At 69.6% G+C, this 16,300-nt stretch carries 13 protein-coding genes; 7 read left to right on the top strand and 6 right to left on the bottom strand.

All coding sequences use genetic code 11. The annotated features are described in order from the left end of the window. Positions 1-13: 13 nt before the first annotated feature. Positions 14-751 carry an OmpW family protein gene (locus tag RZE79_RS04610; protein WP_153280588.1) on the bottom strand — a complete coding sequence of 246 codons (738 nt, stop codon included), beginning with the start codon at positions 749-751 and terminating at the stop codon, positions 14-16. 164 nt (positions 752-915) lie between these two features. Here RZE79_RS04610 and RZE79_RS04615 point away from each other — a divergent pair, with 164 nt between their 5' ends. The 4 genes from RZE79_RS04615 to otsA all read left to right on the top strand — a co-directional run bounded on the left by RZE79_RS04615 (position 916) and on the right by otsA (position 6,367). Continuing rightward, on the top strand, positions 916-2,187 hold the full coding sequence (locus RZE79_RS04615; RefSeq protein ID WP_319359214.1) for a multifunctional CCA addition/repair protein: 1,272 nt from the start codon (positions 916-918) through the stop codon (positions 2,185-2,187). Between the two features lie 72 nt (positions 2,188-2,259). Further along, positions 2,260-3,054, top strand: coding sequence for a trehalose-phosphatase (gene otsB, locus RZE79_RS04620; RefSeq protein WP_153280586.1), 795 nt, complete (start codon positions 2,260-2,262; stop codon positions 3,052-3,054). Further along, positions 3,051-4,985: a glycoside hydrolase family 15 protein gene (locus RZE79_RS04625; protein ID WP_153280585.1), complete on the top strand. Its 1,935-nt coding sequence runs from the start codon at positions 3,051-3,053 to the stop codon at positions 4,983-4,985. The genes otsB and RZE79_RS04625 overlap by 4 nt, the downstream gene beginning before the upstream one ends. Then, positions 4,982-6,367: an alpha,alpha-trehalose-phosphate synthase (UDP-forming) gene (gene otsA / locus RZE79_RS04630; protein WP_153280584.1), complete on the top strand. Its 1,386-nt coding sequence runs from the start codon at positions 4,982-4,984 to the stop codon at positions 6,365-6,367. Before RZE79_RS04625 ends, otsA begins: the two co-directional genes overlap by 4 nt. Positions 6,368-6,385: 18 nt before the next feature. On the opposite strand, the gene RZE79_RS04635 is transcribed toward otsA, so the two are convergent. After that, positions 6,386-6,868, bottom strand: a complete 483-nt coding sequence (locus RZE79_RS04635) for an Lrp/AsnC family transcriptional regulator (RefSeq protein WP_153280583.1) — start codon at positions 6,866-6,868, stop codon at positions 6,386-6,388. 141 nt (positions 6,869-7,009) lie between these two features. On the opposite strand from RZE79_RS04635, the gene glmS reads away from it, so the two are divergent. Further along, the gene (glmS, locus tag RZE79_RS04640) at positions 7,010-8,890 is read left to right on the top strand and encodes a glutamine--fructose-6-phosphate transaminase (isomerizing) (protein WP_319359215.1); all 1,881 of its coding nucleotides are present in this window, start codon (positions 7,010-7,012) and stop codon (positions 8,888-8,890) included. A gap of 40 nt (positions 8,891-8,930) precedes the next feature. On the opposite strand, the gene RZE79_RS04645 is transcribed toward glmS, so the two are convergent. Further along, positions 8,931-9,443, bottom strand: a complete 513-nt coding sequence (locus tag RZE79_RS04645; protein WP_101491125.1) for a bacteriohemerythrin — start codon at positions 9,441-9,443, stop codon at positions 8,931-8,933. Between the two features lie 117 nt (positions 9,444-9,560). Between RZE79_RS04645 and RZE79_RS04650 the strand changes: the two genes are divergently transcribed. Continuing rightward, the gene (locus RZE79_RS04650) at positions 9,561-9,998 is read left to right on the top strand and encodes a YbaN family protein (protein WP_319359216.1); all 438 of its coding nucleotides are present in this window, start codon (positions 9,561-9,563) and stop codon (positions 9,996-9,998) included. An 11-nt stretch (positions 9,999-10,009) separates the two neighbouring features. Here RZE79_RS04650 and RZE79_RS04655 read toward each other — a convergent pair whose 3' ends face one another. After that, positions 10,010-10,408 (bottom strand): outer membrane protein assembly factor BamE, encoded by a 399-nt coding sequence (locus tag RZE79_RS04655; protein ID WP_319359217.1) that lies wholly within the window; start codon positions 10,406-10,408, stop codon positions 10,010-10,012. Positions 10,409-10,413: 5 nt separating this feature from the next. Further along, positions 10,414-11,883: a YadA-like family protein gene (locus tag RZE79_RS04660; RefSeq protein ID WP_319359218.1), complete on the bottom strand. Its 1,470-nt coding sequence runs from the start codon at positions 11,881-11,883 to the stop codon at positions 10,414-10,416. Positions 11,884-12,052: 169 nt separating this feature from the next. Here RZE79_RS04660 and RZE79_RS04665 point away from each other — a divergent pair, with 169 nt between their 5' ends. Next, positions 12,053-12,445, top strand: coding sequence for a carboxymuconolactone decarboxylase family protein (locus RZE79_RS04665; RefSeq protein ID WP_099795158.1), 393 nt, complete (start codon positions 12,053-12,055; stop codon positions 12,443-12,445). A gap of 6 nt (positions 12,446-12,451) precedes the next feature. Here the strand turns inward: RZE79_RS04665 and putA are convergent, their stop codons facing one another. Continuing rightward, positions 12,452-16,195, bottom strand: coding sequence for a trifunctional transcriptional regulator/proline dehydrogenase/L-glutamate gamma-semialdehyde dehydrogenase (putA, locus tag RZE79_RS04670; RefSeq protein ID WP_319359219.1), 3,744 nt, complete (start codon positions 16,193-16,195; stop codon positions 12,452-12,454). Positions 16,196-16,300: the final 105 nt, after the last annotated feature.

The raw sequence follows: 16,300 nt of genomic DNA on the forward strand, positions 1-16,300 counted from the left end.
TCGCCGGACGTCATCAGAACCGGTACGTCGCCGCCAGGTAGGTGACGATCGGGTTCAGCTTCAGGCTCGACTCGCTGCGCGCCACCGGCAGGCCGGTGATGCTGGTCGTCGTGAGCTTGGCCTTGGTCTTCAGCGGGATGTACGACACCGAGAACGACACGCCCCAGTGCTTGTCGAACTGGTAGGCCACGCCGGCGTTGAGCACGGGCGCGAACGCGCTGTCGAGCTTGGCCGTGGTGTTCACCGACGACGGACGCACGTGGAACTGGCTGGCCAGCGCGCCTTGCAGGTTCGGCGTGAGCTTCACGTCGCTGTACCAGACATAGGTGGCGCCCAGGCCCACGAACGGACGGAAGGCGTCGTTGCCTTCGTTGAAGTAGTACTTGGCCAGCACCGTGGGGCTCCACTGGCGGGCCTGTCCGAGTTCGCCCACGCGCGCCAGCGTGCCGGTGCCCTGAAGCTTGAACTTGGGCGGCACGCCGAGCACACCTTCGACGGCCCAGTGGCTGTCGACGAAGTAGGCGATGTTCATGCCCAGCGTGTCCGAGTTGCTGACGCTCGCGCCCGAGCCGGCCAGCACGCTGTGCACGGGCGAGGTCACGGTCAACGGCTTGCTTGAATCCTGCGGCGACAGGTGGAACCAGCCGGTGCCGACGACCCAGTCGCCGGCGTTCTGCGCCAAGGCGCTGCCCGATGCCAGGCCCCCGAATGCCGCCAAAGCCAACGATGCTGTTGTTGTGAGTTTTTTCATACGTGTGAATGCTCCTTGGGTGTTGAAAACAGCCCCGCGCACGGGGGCGCCGGCCGCGACCGGCGCTTCGCGCGACGCGAATTTACGAACGGTCGTTCGCATCGCTCGGCGATTATCGAACGACCGTTCTTTTTGTGCAGGGCGAGTATCCCTACACTGCACTCATGAACATTTTTCTCGTCGGCGGTGCACTGCGCGACCGATTGCTGGGCCGCCCGGTTTCCGACCATGACTGGCTGGTGGTGGGCGCCACGCCCGAGGCCATGGTGGCGCGCGGCTACCTGCCCGTGGGGCGCGATTTCCCCGTGTTCCTGCATCCGCGCACGCGCGAGGAGTACGCGTTGGCCCGCACCGAGCGCAAGAGCGCGCCGGGCTACCGCGGCTTCGTCGTGCATGCGGCGCCCGACGTCACGCTGGAGCAAGACCTCGCGCGGCGCGACCTCACCGTCAACGCCATCGCGCTGCCCGCCGAGCACGTGGGCGACGACGGCAGTTTCGATCCGCGCCCCGAGACGCTGGCCGACCCCTTCCACGGCCAGCGCGACCTGCGCGACAAGGTGCTGCGCCACGTGACCGACGCCTTCCGCGAAGACCCCGTGCGCATCCTGCGCGTGGCGCGCTTTGCCGCGCGCTTCGACGACTTCACCGTCGCCCCCGAAACCATGGCGCTCATGCGCGAGATGGTCGCGGCCGGCGAGGTCGATGCGCTGGTGCCCGAGCGCGTGTGGCAGGAGCTCGCGCGCGGCCTCATGGAAACGCGGCCCTCCCGCATGTTCGACGTGCTGCGCGACTGCGGCGCGCTCGCCGTGCTGCTGCCCGAGGTCGACCGGCTCTGGGGCGTGCCGCAACCGGCGCAGCACCACCCCGAGATCGACACCGGCGTGCACCTGATGATGGTGCTCGACACCAGCGCGCGGCTGGGCGCCACGTTGCCGGTGCGCTTCGCCTGCCTCATGCACGACCTCGGCAAGGGCACCACGCCCGCCGACATGCTGCCGCGCCACATCAACCACGAGCTGCGCAGCGTCGACCTGCTGCAAGACGTGTGCGAACGCTGGCGCGTGCCGGTGGAGCTGCGCGAACTGGCCGAGGTGGTGGCGCGCGAGCACGGCAACATCCACCGCAGCGAATCCCTCGGCGCGACGCCGCTGGTGCGGCTGCTCGAGCGCTGCGACGCCTTCCGCAAGCCGGCGCGCTTTGCCGAGGCGCTGCTGGCCTGCGAATGCGACGCGCGCGGCCGGCTTGGCTTCGAGGACCGGGCCTACCCGCAGCGGCCCCGCCTGCTCGCCGTGCTCGCGGCGGCCCAGGCGGTGGCCACCGATGCGGTGGCGCGCGAGGCGCAGCAGGCCGGCGCCACCGGGCCGCGCATCGGCGAGGCGATCCACCGGGCGCGCATCGCGGCGGTGGCGGCGTCGCTGCCGGCGACCGGCGACTGAACAGCACCATCGGCACACGCCGGGACTTTGGCCGACACGCGCCGCGTGCGAGCCGTGCTATGGTTTTTCCCAATGCCAAAGTCCTCCAGCAGCAACGCACAGTTGCCTCCTCCGCCGGGCCGGGACGCCGCCCTTTTTCTCGATTTCGACGGCACGCTGGTCGGCCTTGCCGCCACGCCTGAAGCCATCGAGGTGCCGCCCGCCCTCGTGCCCCTGTTGAGTGACCTGCGCGACCTGCTCGGCGGCGCGCTCGCCGTGGTGTCGGGCCGCCAGATCGACGCCATCGACCGCTTTCTGGCGCCGCTGCGGCTGCCCGCTGCGGGCGAGCACGGCGTGCAGCGCCGCGACGCGAAGGGCGGCATGCAGGAGCAGCGCCCGCCCGACCTCGTGCCCATCCTGGACATCGCCAACGAACTCGCGCGCATCCACGAAGGCCTGCTGGTGGAGCGCAAGCACGCCGCCATCGCGCTGCACTACCGGCTCGCGCCGCAGCTCGAGGCCGTGTGCCGCGACGCGATGACGCGCGCCATCGAAGGCCATCCGCAGCTCGAGCTGCTGCACGGCAAGTTCGTGTTCGAGGTGAAGCCTTCGGGCGTCAACAAGGGCATCGCCATCGAAGCCTTCATGAACGAAGCGCCCTTCGTGGGCCGCACGCCGGTCTTCGCGGGCGACGACACCACCGACGAGAGCGGCTTCGCCGTCGTGCAGCCGCGCGGCGGTGTCGCGATCAAGGTCGGCGCCGGGCCCAGCCTGGCGCTGCACCGGCTCGAATCGCCGCGCGCGGTCTACGAATGGCTGGTGCAGGCACGCGACCTGCTCGCCGCACCTGACAACACCCCAGAAGCATCACCGAGGAAGCCTGCATGAGCGAACACCAACTGCCGGAGGCCCCGGAGGACCGCGCGGGCGACGCACTGGCCGGCGCGGCGGGCCCCGACGACACGGCGCCCGCGGACGTCGCGAAAGTTGCGGCGCAGGTGGCCGCAACGCCGCCGCGCGGCTTCGCGCCGCCGGCCGAGCCCTCGCTCAATGTCGGCGTGATCGGCAACTGCGCGTACAGCGCGCTCATCGATGCGCGCGCCCGCGCCGTCTGGTGCTGCCTGCCGCGCTTCGACGGCGACCCGGTCTTCAACGCGCTGCTGCACCCCGGCGAGGAAGCTGGCGCCTGGGCCATCGAGATCGAGGACTTCGCTTCCAGCAAGCAGTGGTACGAACCCAATACCGCCGTGCTGCGCACGCAGCTGTTCGACAGCGCGGGGCAGGGCATCGAGATCACCGACTTCGCGCCGCGCTTCTACAGCCGCTCGCGCTACTTCCGTCCGCTCATGATGGTGCGCCGCGTGCGTCCCATTGCCGGCGCGCCGCGCATCCGCGTGGCGCTCGATCCGCGCTTCCAGTGGGGCGCCTCGGAACCCACCGAGGTCACGCGCGGCAGCAACCACATCCGCTACGTCGGGCCCGACGTGACCTTGCGGCTCAACACCGACGCGTCGATTTCGCACATCCTGTCGCGCCAGCCTTTCGTGATCTCGCGCGAGTACAACTTCATGTTCGGCGTGGACGAGACGCTGCTCGAAGGCATCGCCGACACCGCGCGCAAGTTCGAGCAGGAAACCATCGCCTACTGGCGCACCTGGAGCAAGCGCCTGGCCATTCCTTTCGAGTACCAGGACGCGGTGATCCGCGCGGCCATCACGCTCAAGCTCTCGCTGTACGAGGACACCGGCGCCATCGTCGCCGCCATGACCACCAGCATCCCCGAGGCGCCGGGCAGCCAGCGCAACTGGGACTACCGCTACTGCTGGCTGCGCGACGCCTTCTTCGTGGTGCGTGCGCTCAACTCGCTGAGCGAGGTGGGCACGATGGAAGACTACCTGCGCTGGCTCGGCAACGTGGTGATCGGCTCGCACGGCGAGCACATCCAGCCGCTGTACGGCATCGGGCTGGAGCGCGAGCTGCCCGAGTCTTTTGTCGACGGCCTGCCCGGCTACCGCGGCATGGGCCCGGTGCGCGTGGGCAACCAGGCGCAGGAGCACTTCCAGCACGACGTGTACGGCAACATCGTGCTCGGCGCGGCGCAGGCTTTTCATGACCATCGGCTTTTGAGCCGCGCGGGCGTGGCGGAGTTTCCGCACCTCGAGGCGGTCGGCGAAAAGGCGGTGCGCGTGTACGGCACGCCCGACGCCGGCATGTGGGAGCTGCGCACGCGCGCCCGCGTGCACACCAGCTCGGCGCTCATGAGCTGGGCCGCCTGCGACCGGCTCGCCAAGATCGCGCGCACGCTGGAGCTGCCCGAACGTGCCGCCTACTGGCACGGCCATGCGGCGCGCATGAAGGAAGAAATTCTGGCCAAGTCGTGGAGCGAGGAGCGCCAGGCCTTTGCCGAGAGCTTCGGCGGCAACGAGCTCGACGCCAGCATCCTGCTGATGGTCGAGGTGGGCCTGATCGATGCGCGCGATCCGCGCTTCATCTCGACCGTCGACGCGATGGAAAAGTCGCTCTGCGACGGCCCCTACATGCGCCGCTACGAAGCCGCCGACGACTTCGGCAAGCCCGAGACCGCCTTCAACATCTGCACCTTCTGGCGCATCGACGCGCTGGCCAAGATCGGCCGCAAGGCCGAGGCGCGGCAGATCTTCGAAACCATGCTCGCCGCGCGCAATCCGCTGGGCCTGCTGTCGGAAGACACGCACCCGGTCACGGGCGAGATGTGGGGCAACTTTCCGCAGACCTATTCGATGGTCGGCATCATCAATGCGGCCGTGCGTTTATCCGCTCCCTGGGATTCGTGCATATGAGCCGCCTCGTCGTCATCTCGAACCGCGTGGCCGACCCACGCAAGCCCGCTGCCGGTGGCCTGGCCGTGGCGCTGGGCGAAAGCCTGCAACAGAGCGGCGGCCTGTGGTTCGGCTGGAGCGGGCAGATCGTCGAAGGCGGCCCCACGGGCGAAGGCGAACTGCACACGCAGCAGGCCGGCAAGGTCACGCTTGCCACCATCGACCTGAGCCGCGACGACCACGACAGCTACTACCTGGGCTACAGCAACGACGTGCTGTGGCCGGTGTTCCACGACCGGCTCGACCTGGCGCACTTCGAGGCCGGCTTCATCGGCGGCTACCGGCGCGTGAACCAGCTCTTTGCGCGCAAGCTGCTGCCGCTGCTGCGCGAGGACGACATCCTCTGGGTGCACGACTACCACCTGATCCCGCTCGCGGCCGAGCTGCGCGCCATGGGCTGCAAGCAGCGCATCGGTTTCTTCCTGCACATCCCGCTGCCGCCGCAGATCATCATGGCGGCCATTCCGCAGCACGAGTGGCTGATGCGCTCGCTGTTCTCGTACGACCTGATCGGCTTCCAGGCCGAGCAGGACGTGCAGCACTTCGCGCACTACGTGCACAACGAGGCGCACGGCGAAGCGCTGGGCGGCGACCTGTTCCGCGCCTACGGCAACACCGTGCGCGCAGCGGCCTTTCCGATCGGCATCGACGTGGACGAGTTCGCGGCGCTCACGCACGCCAAGGAATCGCGCGACATGTACGAGACCATGAAGCGCGAGTACTCCAGCCGCCGGCTCCTGCTGGGCATCGACCGGCTCGATTACTCGAAAGGCATCCCGCAGCGCGTGCGCGCCTTCCGCGAGCTGCTGGCCCACTACCCCGAGAACCGGCGCAGCGCCACGCTGATCCAGATCGCCTCGCCCACGCGCGAGACGGTCGATGCGTACGGCGACATCCGCCGCGAACTCGAATCGCTGTGCGGCGCCATCAACGGCGACTACGGCGAGCTCGACTGGATGCCGGTGCGCTACATCCACCGCATGGTGGCGCGCAAGCGGGTGCCGGGGCTGTGCCGCGCGGCGGCCGTGGGGCTGGTCACGCCGCTGCGCGACGGCATGAACCTCGTCGCCAAGGAATACATCGCGGCGCAAGACCCGGCCGACCCCGGCGTGCTGGTGCTGTCGCGTTTTGCCGGTGCGGCCGAGCAGCTGAAGGAAGCGTTGCTCGTGAATCCGTACGACACGCACGGCACCGCCGAGACGGTGCAGCAGGCGCTGCAGATGCCGCTGGAAGAGCGGCGCGAACGGCACCAGAAGCTGCTGTCGCGCATCCGGGCGCAGGACATCCACTGGTGGCGGCGCGAATTTCTCGAAGCGCTGCGCGCTGCGGCGAGCGAGCGCTGATCGCGCCTGGAGCCCGCGTCAGCCCAGCGGCACGCGGGCCCCGAACTTCGCGCGCTTCAGGCTGAAGAACGCCTTCACATTGCGCACGTTGGCGTCGGCCGTGAACAGCCGCTGCGTCAGCGCGCCGTAGCCGGGCATGTCGCGCGCCACCACCACCAGCACGAAATCGGGCCCCGGCGACACGCGCCAGCACTGCTGCACCGCATCGTCCGCGATCACGCGGGCCTCGAAGGCGTCGAGCGCGGCGGCGTCCTGCCGGTCGAGCGAAATCTCCACCACCGCCTGCAGGCCGTGGCCCAGCACCGCGGCGAGGCGGTCGGGCGAGAGCAGGGCGACCTGGCGCTCGATGAGTCCCTCCTGCCGCAGGCGCTGCACGCGGCGCAGGCAGGTCGGCGGCGAAATGCCCACCTCGGCCGCCAGGCGCTGGTTGGTCTGCGAGGCGTCCTGCTGGAGCGCGTCGAGCAGCTTGAGGTCGATCGCGTCGAGGGAGATTGATTCCATATCGGTTGGAATTATGGAATAAAACTCCATCTACAGGTTTGAATGAAATAAAACTCCAAAACTGTGGGAATTTAGACGCCTTATTTCCCCGATGGCTCCCTACCATCGAGCCCTTCTGTTCTTTAAGACAAGGTACTCCCTATGTGCGGCATCGTCGGCGCAGCCTCCCATCGCGACATCGTTCCGGTCCTGGTCCAGGGCCTTCAGCGGCTCGAGTACCGCGGCTATGACTCCTGCGGCGTCGCGGTGCATGCGGGCGGCCTGAGCCGTGCGCGCACCACCTCGCGCGTGGCCGAACTGCTGACCCAGGTGCGCGACGACAAGATCGAAGGCCTCACCGGCATCGCCCACACGCGCTGGGCCACCCACGGCGCACCGGCCGTGCACAACGCGCATCCGCACTTCAGCCACGGCCCCGGCGCCGATGCACCGGCTGCACGCCCGGGCCGCATCGCGCTCGTGCACAACGGCATCATCGAGAACCACGAGCCGCTGCGCGCCGCGCTCGAAGCCAAGGGCTATGTGTTCGAGAGCCAGACCGACACCGAGGTCATCGCCCACCTCGTCGACAGCCTCTACAACGGCGACCTGTTCGAAGCCGTCAAGGCCGCCGTGCTGCAGCTGCACGGCGCCTACGCCATCGCCGTCATCTGCCGCGACGAACCGCAGCGCGTCATCGGCGCGCGCGCCGGCTCGCCGCTGATCCTCGGCGCCGGCAAGGACGGCACCGAGAACTTCCTGGCCAGCGACGCGATGGCGCTGGCCGGCGTGACCGACCAGATCGTGTACCTCGAAGAAGGCGACGTGGTCGACCTGCAGCCGGGCAAGTACTGGATCGTCGACAAGAACCACAAGCCCGTCACCCGCACCGTGCGCACCGTGCACGCCCACAGCGGCGCAGCCGAGCTGGGCCCGTACCGCCACTACATGCAGAAGGAAATCTTCGAGCAGCCGCGCGCCATCGGCGACACGCTCGAAGGCGTCGAGGGCATCGTGCCCGAGCTGTTCGACGGCATCGGCCAGGACGGCGCCACCGGCGCGAGCGCGCACCGCGTGTTCCAGGACATCGACAAGATCCTCATCCTGGCCTGCGGCACCAGCTACTACAGCGGCTGCACCGCCAAGTACTGGCTCGAGAGCATCGCGAAGATTTCCACGCAGGTCGAAATCGCCAGCGAGTACCGCTACCGCGACTCCGTGCCCGACCCCAAGACGCTGGTCGTCACCATCAGCCAGTCGGGCGAAACCGCCGACACGCTGGCCGCGCTCAAGCACGCGCGCTCGCTGGGCATGGAACAGACGCTGACCATCTGCAACGTCTCCACCAGCGCCATGGTGCGCGAATGCAAGCTGGCCTACATCACGCGCGCCGGCGTCGAGATCGGCGTGGCCTCGACCAAGGCCTTCACCACGCAGCTCGCGGGCCTGTTCCTGCTCACGCTCGCCATCGCACAGGCCAAGGACCGCCTGAGCGCCGTCGACGAGGCGCGCTACCTGAAGGAAATGCGCCACCTGCCCGTCGCGCTGCAGTCGGTGCTCGCGCTCGAGCCGCAGCTCATCGGCTGGGCCGAAGACTTTGCGCGCAAGGACAACGCGCTGTTCCTCGGCCGCGGCCTGCACTACCCGATCGCGCTCGAAGGCGCGCTCAAGCTCAAGGAAGTGACCTACATCCACGCCGAGGCCTATGCCGCCGGCGAACTCAAGCACGGCCCGCTCGCGCTCGTCACGAGCGAGATGCCCGTGGTGGCCGTGGCGCCGAACGACGCGCTGCTCGAAAAGCTCAAGAGCAACCTGCAGGAAGTGCGCGCCCGCGGCGGCGTGCTCTACGTGCTGGCCGACGGCGACACGCAGATCGCCAGCGGCGAAGGCCTGCATGTGATCCGCATGCCCGAGCACTACGGCGCGCTGTCGCCGCTGCTGCACGTGGTGCCGCTGCAGCTGCTGGCGTATCACACGGCGTGTGCGCGCGGCACCGACGTGGACAAGCCGCGGAACCTCGCTAAAAGCGTGACGGTGGAGTGAGGGGCGCGGGGGCGGCGCGATGCGAGGCCGCCCCTCGCGCTCACCCCCCGAACAACCGCCGCATCCACCCCAGCTTGACCTGCCCCGCAGCACCCCCTTGCTGCACCGCCTGGCGCACCTGCGCATGCACCAGAACTTCCGCCGACGAATCCGTCGTGCGCAGGTGCGCTTTCACGGTCGCCACGTACGCGCCGTCTTCATGGCGGATGTGATTGAACAGCCACCGCGAGAGCATGTCGTGCAGCTCCGCCAGCACCTCTTCGCCGCACTCGAAGCGGGCGCGGAATTCGGTGACGCGGCGCACGAAGATCTCGTGCACCTTCCGGTGCGGACCCGAGAAGGGGTAGCCCGCGTCTTCGATCATGGCCTCCTCGAACGCGAAGTGCGAGGCGGTGTAGTCGATGGTCTCTTCGATGATCCGGCCCACGACCTTGCGGTCGTTGGTGCGCCGGGCGTCGTCCAGCGCATTGATGTATTGCACGATGCGCTGGTGCTGCGTGTCGATCTCATGGATCCCCGTATTGAGCTCGGTCTTCCATACAAGGTGGGCCATGGTCTTCAGAACTTTACAGGTGGATGTAAAAGTCCAGTATCCGCAGCGCTAACCCGCACGCGGTTGATCTGAATCAAGCGCGTCCGGGGGCGCAGGAGAAAGAAAGACAATCGTCCGGTGACGCCCGACGAAGACCCTCACCACAACCCGCCCACTGTTGTCGAGCCTCGGCCGTTGCCGCTCGTCGTGCGGTGGTTGCTGCTGGTCTTTGCCGCGCTGTGCCTGGTGCTGGCCGCCATCGGCGTGGTGGCGCCGGGCATGCCGACCACGGTCTTCGTGCTGATGGCGGCATGGGCCGCCGCGCGCAGCTCGCCGCGGCTGCATCGCTGGCTGCTGAATCACCGGCTCTTCGGCCCGCTGCTGCGCAACTGGGAAAACGGCCGCACGGTGAGCCGCCGCGCCAAGTGGAGCGCGACCGCGGCGATGGCGTTCTGCGCGGTCGTCATCGCGTTCACCGCGCACAAGCCGTGGCTCGCGGGCGTGGGCATCGGGTCGATGGCGGTCGTGCTGGCGTGGCTGTGGCGGCGGCCGGAGCCGCCGCCGCACGGTTGCTGACCAGCAACCGGTCAGCCCTTCGCCAGTTCCGCGCAGATCGCAGGGTTCCAGTGGAAGCTGCGCGCCTTGTAGGCCGTGTCGAAGATCACCTTGTACCGGCAGCTGGTCATGCCACCGCCCGAGCGGAAGTGAAAAACGTAGTCCCACTCGCGCACGGCCGCCATGCCTTCGTCGAAGTGCGGGCGGCCGATGAGGGCGTAGAGCTGGTCCTTCGTCGCGCCGGGGCCGATGGCGCGCAGGTTCTCTCGGTTCGGAAAGCTGCCTTCGGTCTGCCAGGTCTGCTGTTGATCAGCGCCGGGCCAGACGAGTTCGGTGGCCTTGCCGTCGCTGTCGATGCCGCGGCTCACGTACGAGGTGCAGCCGGTGAGCGACAGCACGGTCAACAGCGTGGCGATGGGGAGGAAATTCATGCGCCTCACCACTGGAAGCCCGCACCGGCCGACACGCCGACGTTGCCGCGCGAGTTGGCCGAGCCGGTGAACTTCATCACCCACTTGCCGTTGTCCGAGATGCTCGAGAAGCCCAGCGCGATGGCGCTCTGGCCTTCGTAGCCGGCCACGCCGGCCGCGAGCATGTTCTTGCCCGGCATGTAGGCCTGCGGCATGCCGGCCATGGCCATCGCACCGGCGGTGCCGGCGTTGGCGTCGCGCTGGTTCAGGCGGATGGCGTCGCGCCATTGCGCACCCTGCGCGTTCAATTGGTTGACGTTGACCGCATCGGTGCCGGCCACGCCGGGCGCCACGTTCGACACGGTGGTGCCGTTCGGCGCCTGGCCGTTGCCCAGCACGATCTGGTTGTGGTTCACGCTGCCGTCGACATTGGTGACGTAGTTGACCGCGCCGGCCTGCACCGCCTGCAGCTGGCGCACGTTGACTGCGTCGGTCGCCTGCGTGCCGCCCGCCACGTTGGTGATCTGCCGTTCGCCGCCCGCGCTGCCGACCGAGACCGCGCCCTGCGTCGAGCCCACGGCGATGTTCGAGAAGCGTTCCTTCTGGCCGTTCATGCCCGCGCGGTCGGCAACGGCGCCGGCGCCCAGCGCCACGCCGTTGACGGCGTTCGCCGTCGCGCCGGTGCCGATCGCCACGGCCGACGCAGCCGATGCCGTGCTCTGCCGGCCCACGGCCACGGCCGACTCGGCGTTCGCGGTGGCGCGGTCGCCCACGGCGACGGCGCTGTCGGCCAGTGCCTGCGTGTTCGCGCCGAGCGCGGCGGCGTTGATGCCATCGGCAATCGCCTTGTCGCCGGCCGCGAGGCTGCTCTTCTTGCGCGCCTGCGTGTTGGCGCCGAGTGCGGTCGAATTGATGTCGCTCGCGGTGGCGCGGTCGCCTGCTGCGAGGCTGCTGGTGGCCACCGCGGTGGTGTTGGCGCCGATGGCGGTGGCGTTGGTGCCGAAGGCCTGGGCCACGTTGCCCACGGCCGTGCTGCTGACGCCCGCGGCCACGGTGGTGGAGCCGATGGCGGTGGCGTAGGTTCCGGTGGCGCGCGCGTCGGAGCCCGCCGCCACGCTGCCGAAGCCGGTGGCCTTGGCAGACGTGCCGCCGAGCAGCAGCGCCTCACCGCCGAGGTTGCCGCTGACCATGCCCTGCAAGGCCGTTGCATCGGGGCCACCGTTCACGGGGTCGGTCGGCACGCCGGTGATGAGCGCGAAGCCGCCGCTGCCGTTGGGCACCTGGCAGGCCCATGTCGGGCCGGTGCTGCCGGAGCTGCACACCGCGCCCGAGCCGGTGGTGTAGCTGGTGCCGCCCAGGCTCACGTCGGCCCAGGCCGATGGTCCCGCGAAGCTGGCGGCCAGTGCGAGCACGGCGCCCGCGATGCCCTGTGGTTTCTTCTTGTGGACGCATGCGACGCGCGCACCGCTCCCCACGTGCTGGATGACGTGTTCCATGGTTCTCTCTGCTCCCTGAGATGGCGCTGATGGCGCGCTGGATGTGTGACGCTTCGACTGTATGAATCGGAGGCCGCGTGAACCTAGGACCTAATTCACAATAAATGTGAAGGTACCGAAAGCAAATGTTGCTTTCCGACCCGCATTCACACTTCCCTCAGGAGATCGCATGAAACCCCAGCCCATCGAGCACGCCGCCGCTTCCGACGAGGTCCGCGCGGTGTTCGACGACATCAAGGCGTCGCGCCACGTGCCCGACGTCAACAACTTCTGGAAGTACCTGGCCAACGACCCGGCCACGCTGAAGCGCACCTGGGCCAGCCTCAAGGAGGTGATGGCGCCGGGCGCGCTCGACCCGGTGGTGAAGGAAATGATCTACCTCGCGGTGAGCGTCACGAACAACTGCGGCTACTGCATCGCGAGCCACCACGCGGGCGCGGAAAAGGCCGGCATGACGCCGGCCATGTTCGCCGAGCTGATGGCCGTGGTCGGCATGGCGAACGAGACCAATCGGCTGGTCAACGGGTACCGAGTACCGATCGATCCGGCGTTCGACAAATAAGCCCGTTCACCCGATCGTCATCAGGCTCGCGTTCCCGCCGGCCGCGGCGGTGTTGACGCTCAGCGCGCGCTCCAGCACCAGGCTTTCGAGCGGGATGCCGGTGTCACCGGGCGCGAAGCCGCGCACGCCGACGATGGGGCCGGGCCGCGCCGCCACCTGCTGCAGCACGGTGGCGAGATGGCTTGCGTCGCCGTGGTGCAGCACGGCATCGAACACCACGGTGGGCGCGCACCAGTCGTTGGCGAGCACGACCGCGTGGCGCGCCTCGTCGGGCAGCGCGGCCAGCAGCGTGTGCGCGCCGGGCGCATCGGCCGGCCAGATGGCGGTGCTGCCGACCGAGAGCACGGCCGCCAGTTGCAGGAGGCGGTCGGCCTCTGCATCGGCGAGGCACAGCACGGCCTCGCGCGGCTGCAGCGTGTAGACGTTGCGCTCGCCGGTCGGGCCGGCCAGCGTGCGTGCGCGGCCCACCGGCGCGAGGCCGGCGAAGCGTCGGCACTGCGCGGCGAGTGCATCGCGGCCTGTGTCACGCGCCCAGCTTTCGAGCGCGGCGAGGCCGTGGGAAGGCGCAGCGGTCTCGTCGCCGTCGGCCACGGCGCGCGCGAGCACATCGTCGGGCCGCGTCGACAGCAGGCGCGCCATGTACAGCGGCCCGCCGGCCTTCGGCCCGGTGCCCGACAGCCCCTCGCCGCCGAAGGGCTGCACGCCGACCACGGCGCCGACCATGTTGCGGTTCACGTACACGTTGCCGGCTTGCGCCTGCGCCACCACCTGCGCGATGGTCTCGTCGATGCGCGTGTGCACGCCCAGCGTGAGGCCGTAGCCGCTGCCGTTGATCTGGCCGATGAGCGCGCCGAGGTCGCGGCGGCGGTAGCGCAGCAGGTGCAGCACGGGGCCGAACACCTCGCGCTCCAGCTCGCCCAGGTGGTCGAGCTCGATCAGCGTGGGCAGCACGAAGGTGCCGTGGCGCATGTCGTGGCCGAACTCGCGGCCCTGGCGGAACACACGCCGGCCGCGCCCGCGCATGCCGGCGATGTGGCGCTCGATGCCGTCGCGCGCCTCGTCGTCGATGACGGGGCCCACGTCCACCGCGAGCCGCGCGGGGTTGCCGATGCAGTTCTCGGCCATCGCGCCCTGCAGCATCGCGACGAGGCGGTCGGCCGCTTCTTCCTGCACGCACAGCACGCGCAGCGCCGAGCAGCGCTGGCCCGCGCTGTCGAAGGCCGAGGCCATTACGTCGGCCACCACCTGCTCCACGAGCGCGGACGAGTCGACGATCATCGCGTTCTGCCCGCCGGTCTCGGCGATCAACGGCACCGGCGCGCCGTGCGCACCGAGCCGCGCCGACAGCGTCTTCTGCAGCAGGCGCGCGACCTCGGTCGAGCCCGTGAACATCACGCCCTGCACGCGCGCGTCGCCGACCAGCGCGGCGCCGACGGTTTCGCCGCGGCCCGGCAGCAGCTGCACCGCCGCACGCGGCACGCCGGCTTCCCACAGCACGCGCACCGCTTCGGCGGCGACCAGCGGTGTCTGCTCGGCCGGCTTGGCCAGCACCGGGTTGCCGGCCGCGAGCGCGGCGGCCACCTGGCCGGTGAAGATCGCGAGCGGAAAGTTCCACGGGCTGATGCACACCACCGGTCCGAGCGGGCGGTGCGTGGCGTTGGCGAAATCGGTGCGCGCCTGCGCCGCGTAGTAGCGCAGGAAGTCGACCGCTTCGCGCACCTCGGCGATGGCGTTGGCGCCGCTCTTGCCGGCCTCGCGCATCAACAGGCCGAGCAGCCGCGGCTGCTGCGCTTCGAGCGATGCGGCGGCGCGGTCGAGGGCGGCGGCGCGCTCGGCGGGCGAGGTGGCGGCCCATGCGGTGGCGATGCCTTCGGCCTGTTCGATGGCCGAGGCCACGTCGCCCGGCAGTGCGTCCTGCACCTGCCCGACGAGGTCGCGGCGGTCGGCCGGGTTGCGCACCTCGGCCCAGATGCGGGCGGCTTCGTCTTCGGCGCGTGGCGCCGCGAGCATCGGCATGGCGCGCCAGGGTTCGGTCGCGCTGGCCTGCAGCGTGGCGGCGAGCGCATGCAGCGTGTCTTCGCTTGCGAGGTCGAGGCCTTGCGAGTTCGCGCGCTGGTCGCCATAAAGCGCGACCGGCAGCGGAATGGCCGCGTGCGGCAGGCCCATCGCGCCTTCCTCTGCAGCCATGCGCTCGACGGTCGCGACCGGGTCTTCCACCAGCGTGTCGAGCGGAATCGACGCATCGGCGATGCGGTTCACGAACGAGGTGTTCGCGCCGTTCTCCAGCAGCCGCCGCACCAGGTAGGCCAGCAGCGTCTCGTGCGTGCCCACCGGCGCGTAGATGCGGCAGGGCCGGCCGAGCGGGCCCACCACCTGCTCGTACAGCGGCTCGCCCATGCCGTGCAGGCATTGAAATTCGTACTGGCCCGGCGTGTAGCGCGACGGGTCGGCCATGGTGTAGATCGCGGCCAGCGTGTGGGCGTTGTGCGTGGCGAACTGCGGGTACACCGTGTCGGGCGCGTCGAGCAGACGGCGCGCGCACGCGAGGTACGACACGTCGGTGTAGGCCTTGCGCGTGTAGACCGGGTAGCCCGCCAGCCCGTCGAGCTGCGCGCGCTTGATCTCGCTGTCCCAGTAGGCGCCCTTCACGAGCCGCACCATGAGCCGATGGCCGCTGCGGCGCGCGAGGTCGATCACCCAGTCGATGACGAAGGGGCAGCGCTTCTGGTAGCCCTGCACCACGAAGCCGATGCCCTGCCAGCCCGCCAGCGCGGGCTCGAAGCACAGGCGCTCCAGCAGGTCGAGCGAGAGCTCGAGCCGGTCGGCTTCTTCGGCGTCGATGTTCAGGCCGATGTCGTAGTGCAGCGCCAGCAGTGCCAGATCGCGCAGCACCGGGTACAGCTCGGCCATCACGCGCGTGTACTGCGCGCGGCTGTAGCGCGGGTGCAGCGCCGACAGCTTGATCGAGATGCCCGGCCCGCCGTACACGCCGCGCCCGTTCGAGGCACGGCCGATGGCGTGGATCGCGTCTTCGTAGGCGGCGCGGTAGCGGCGTGCATCGTCGGCCGTGAGCGCGGCCTCGCCGAGCATGTCGTACGAATAGCGAAAGCCCTGCGCCTCGAGCGTGCGCGCATGCGCCAGCGCCTGGCCGATGGTTTCGCCGGTGACGAACTGCTCGCCCATCATGCGCATCGCCATGTCGACGCCCTTGCGGATCAGCGGTTCGCCGCCCTTGCCGATCAGCCGCGTCAGCGTGGCCGACAGGCCCGTCTCGCTGTGCGTGGCCACCAGCTTGCCCGTGAGCAGCAGGCCCCAGGTGGCGGCGTTGACGAACACCGACGGGCTGCGGCCCGCGTGCGCCTGCCACTGACCCTGCGCGATCTTGTCGCGGATGAGCGCGTCGCGCGTGTCGGCATCGGGAATGCGCAGCAGCGCCTCGGCCAGGCACATCAGCGCCACGCCTTCCTGCGACGACAGTGCGTACTCCTGCAGCAGGCCCTGCACGAGGCCGGAGCGACCGCCGCCGTTCTTGCGCTGGCGCAGCTGGTGCGCGATGCGATGGGCGAGTGCGTGGGCTTCGGCGGCCTGGCCGGCGGGCAGCCGGGCCTGATCGAGCAGCGGCCGCAGCGCCTCGGATTCGGGCGGCCGGCAGGCGGCGGTGATGCGGGTGCGCAGCGCGGACGGCGCAGCGGGGCCGTCCGCGAAGGTGGCGAAACGCGAGGGCAGGGGGGCGGGATCGTTGGCGCTCATGGTGCGTCGGTGGTGGTGATGTGTTGGATGATTTCAGCGATGGGCATGAATATTTCTCCAAAGAACAGTCACTTCGACGAACAAGTCTCCGAAGGTCGCGACGAC

It is taken from the genome of Variovorax sp. EBFNA2, assembly GCF_033802765.1.
Classification (GTDB): Bacteria; Pseudomonadota; Gammaproteobacteria; order Burkholderiales; family Burkholderiaceae_C; genus Variovorax; species Variovorax paradoxus_H.

What these genes read in the sequence shown, in the direction of transcription:
- RZE79_RS04610 (WP_153280588.1), bottom strand. Translation starts at nt 751, where the DNA reads ATGAAAAAACTCACAACAACAGCATCGTTGGCTTTGGCGGCATTCGGG.
- RZE79_RS04645 (WP_101491125.1), bottom strand. Translation starts at nt 9,443, where the DNA reads ATGGCCCACCTTGTATGGAAGACCGAGCTCAATACGGGGATCCATGAG.
- RZE79_RS04660 (WP_319359218.1), bottom strand. Translation starts at nt 11,883, where the DNA reads ATGGAACACGTCATCCAGCACGTGGGGAGCGGTGCGCGCGTCGCATGC.
- RZE79_RS04635 (WP_153280583.1), bottom strand. Translation starts at nt 6,868, where the DNA reads ATGGAATCAATCTCCCTCGACGCGATCGACCTCAAGCTGCTCGACGCG.
- otsB (WP_153280586.1), top strand. Translation starts at nt 2,260, where the DNA reads ATGCCAAAGTCCTCCAGCAGCAACGCACAGTTGCCTCCTCCGCCGGGC.
- RZE79_RS04625 (WP_153280585.1), top strand. Translation starts at nt 3,051, where the DNA reads ATGAGCGAACACCAACTGCCGGAGGCCCCGGAGGACCGCGCGGGCGAC.
- glmS (WP_319359215.1), top strand. Translation starts at nt 7,010, where the DNA reads ATGTGCGGCATCGTCGGCGCAGCCTCCCATCGCGACATCGTTCCGGTC.
- otsA (WP_153280584.1), top strand. Translation starts at nt 4,982, where the DNA reads ATGAGCCGCCTCGTCGTCATCTCGAACCGCGTGGCCGACCCACGCAAG.
- RZE79_RS04615 (WP_319359214.1), top strand. Translation starts at nt 916, where the DNA reads ATGAACATTTTTCTCGTCGGCGGTGCACTGCGCGACCGATTGCTGGGC.
- RZE79_RS04665 (WP_099795158.1), top strand. Translation starts at nt 12,053, where the DNA reads ATGAAACCCCAGCCCATCGAGCACGCCGCCGCTTCCGACGAGGTCCGC.
- RZE79_RS04655 (WP_319359217.1), bottom strand. Translation starts at nt 10,408, where the DNA reads ATGAATTTCCTCCCCATCGCCACGCTGTTGACCGTGCTGTCGCTCACC.
- putA (WP_319359219.1), bottom strand. Translation starts at nt 16,195, where the DNA reads ATGAGCGCCAACGATCCCGCCCCCCTGCCCTCGCGTTTCGCCACCTTC.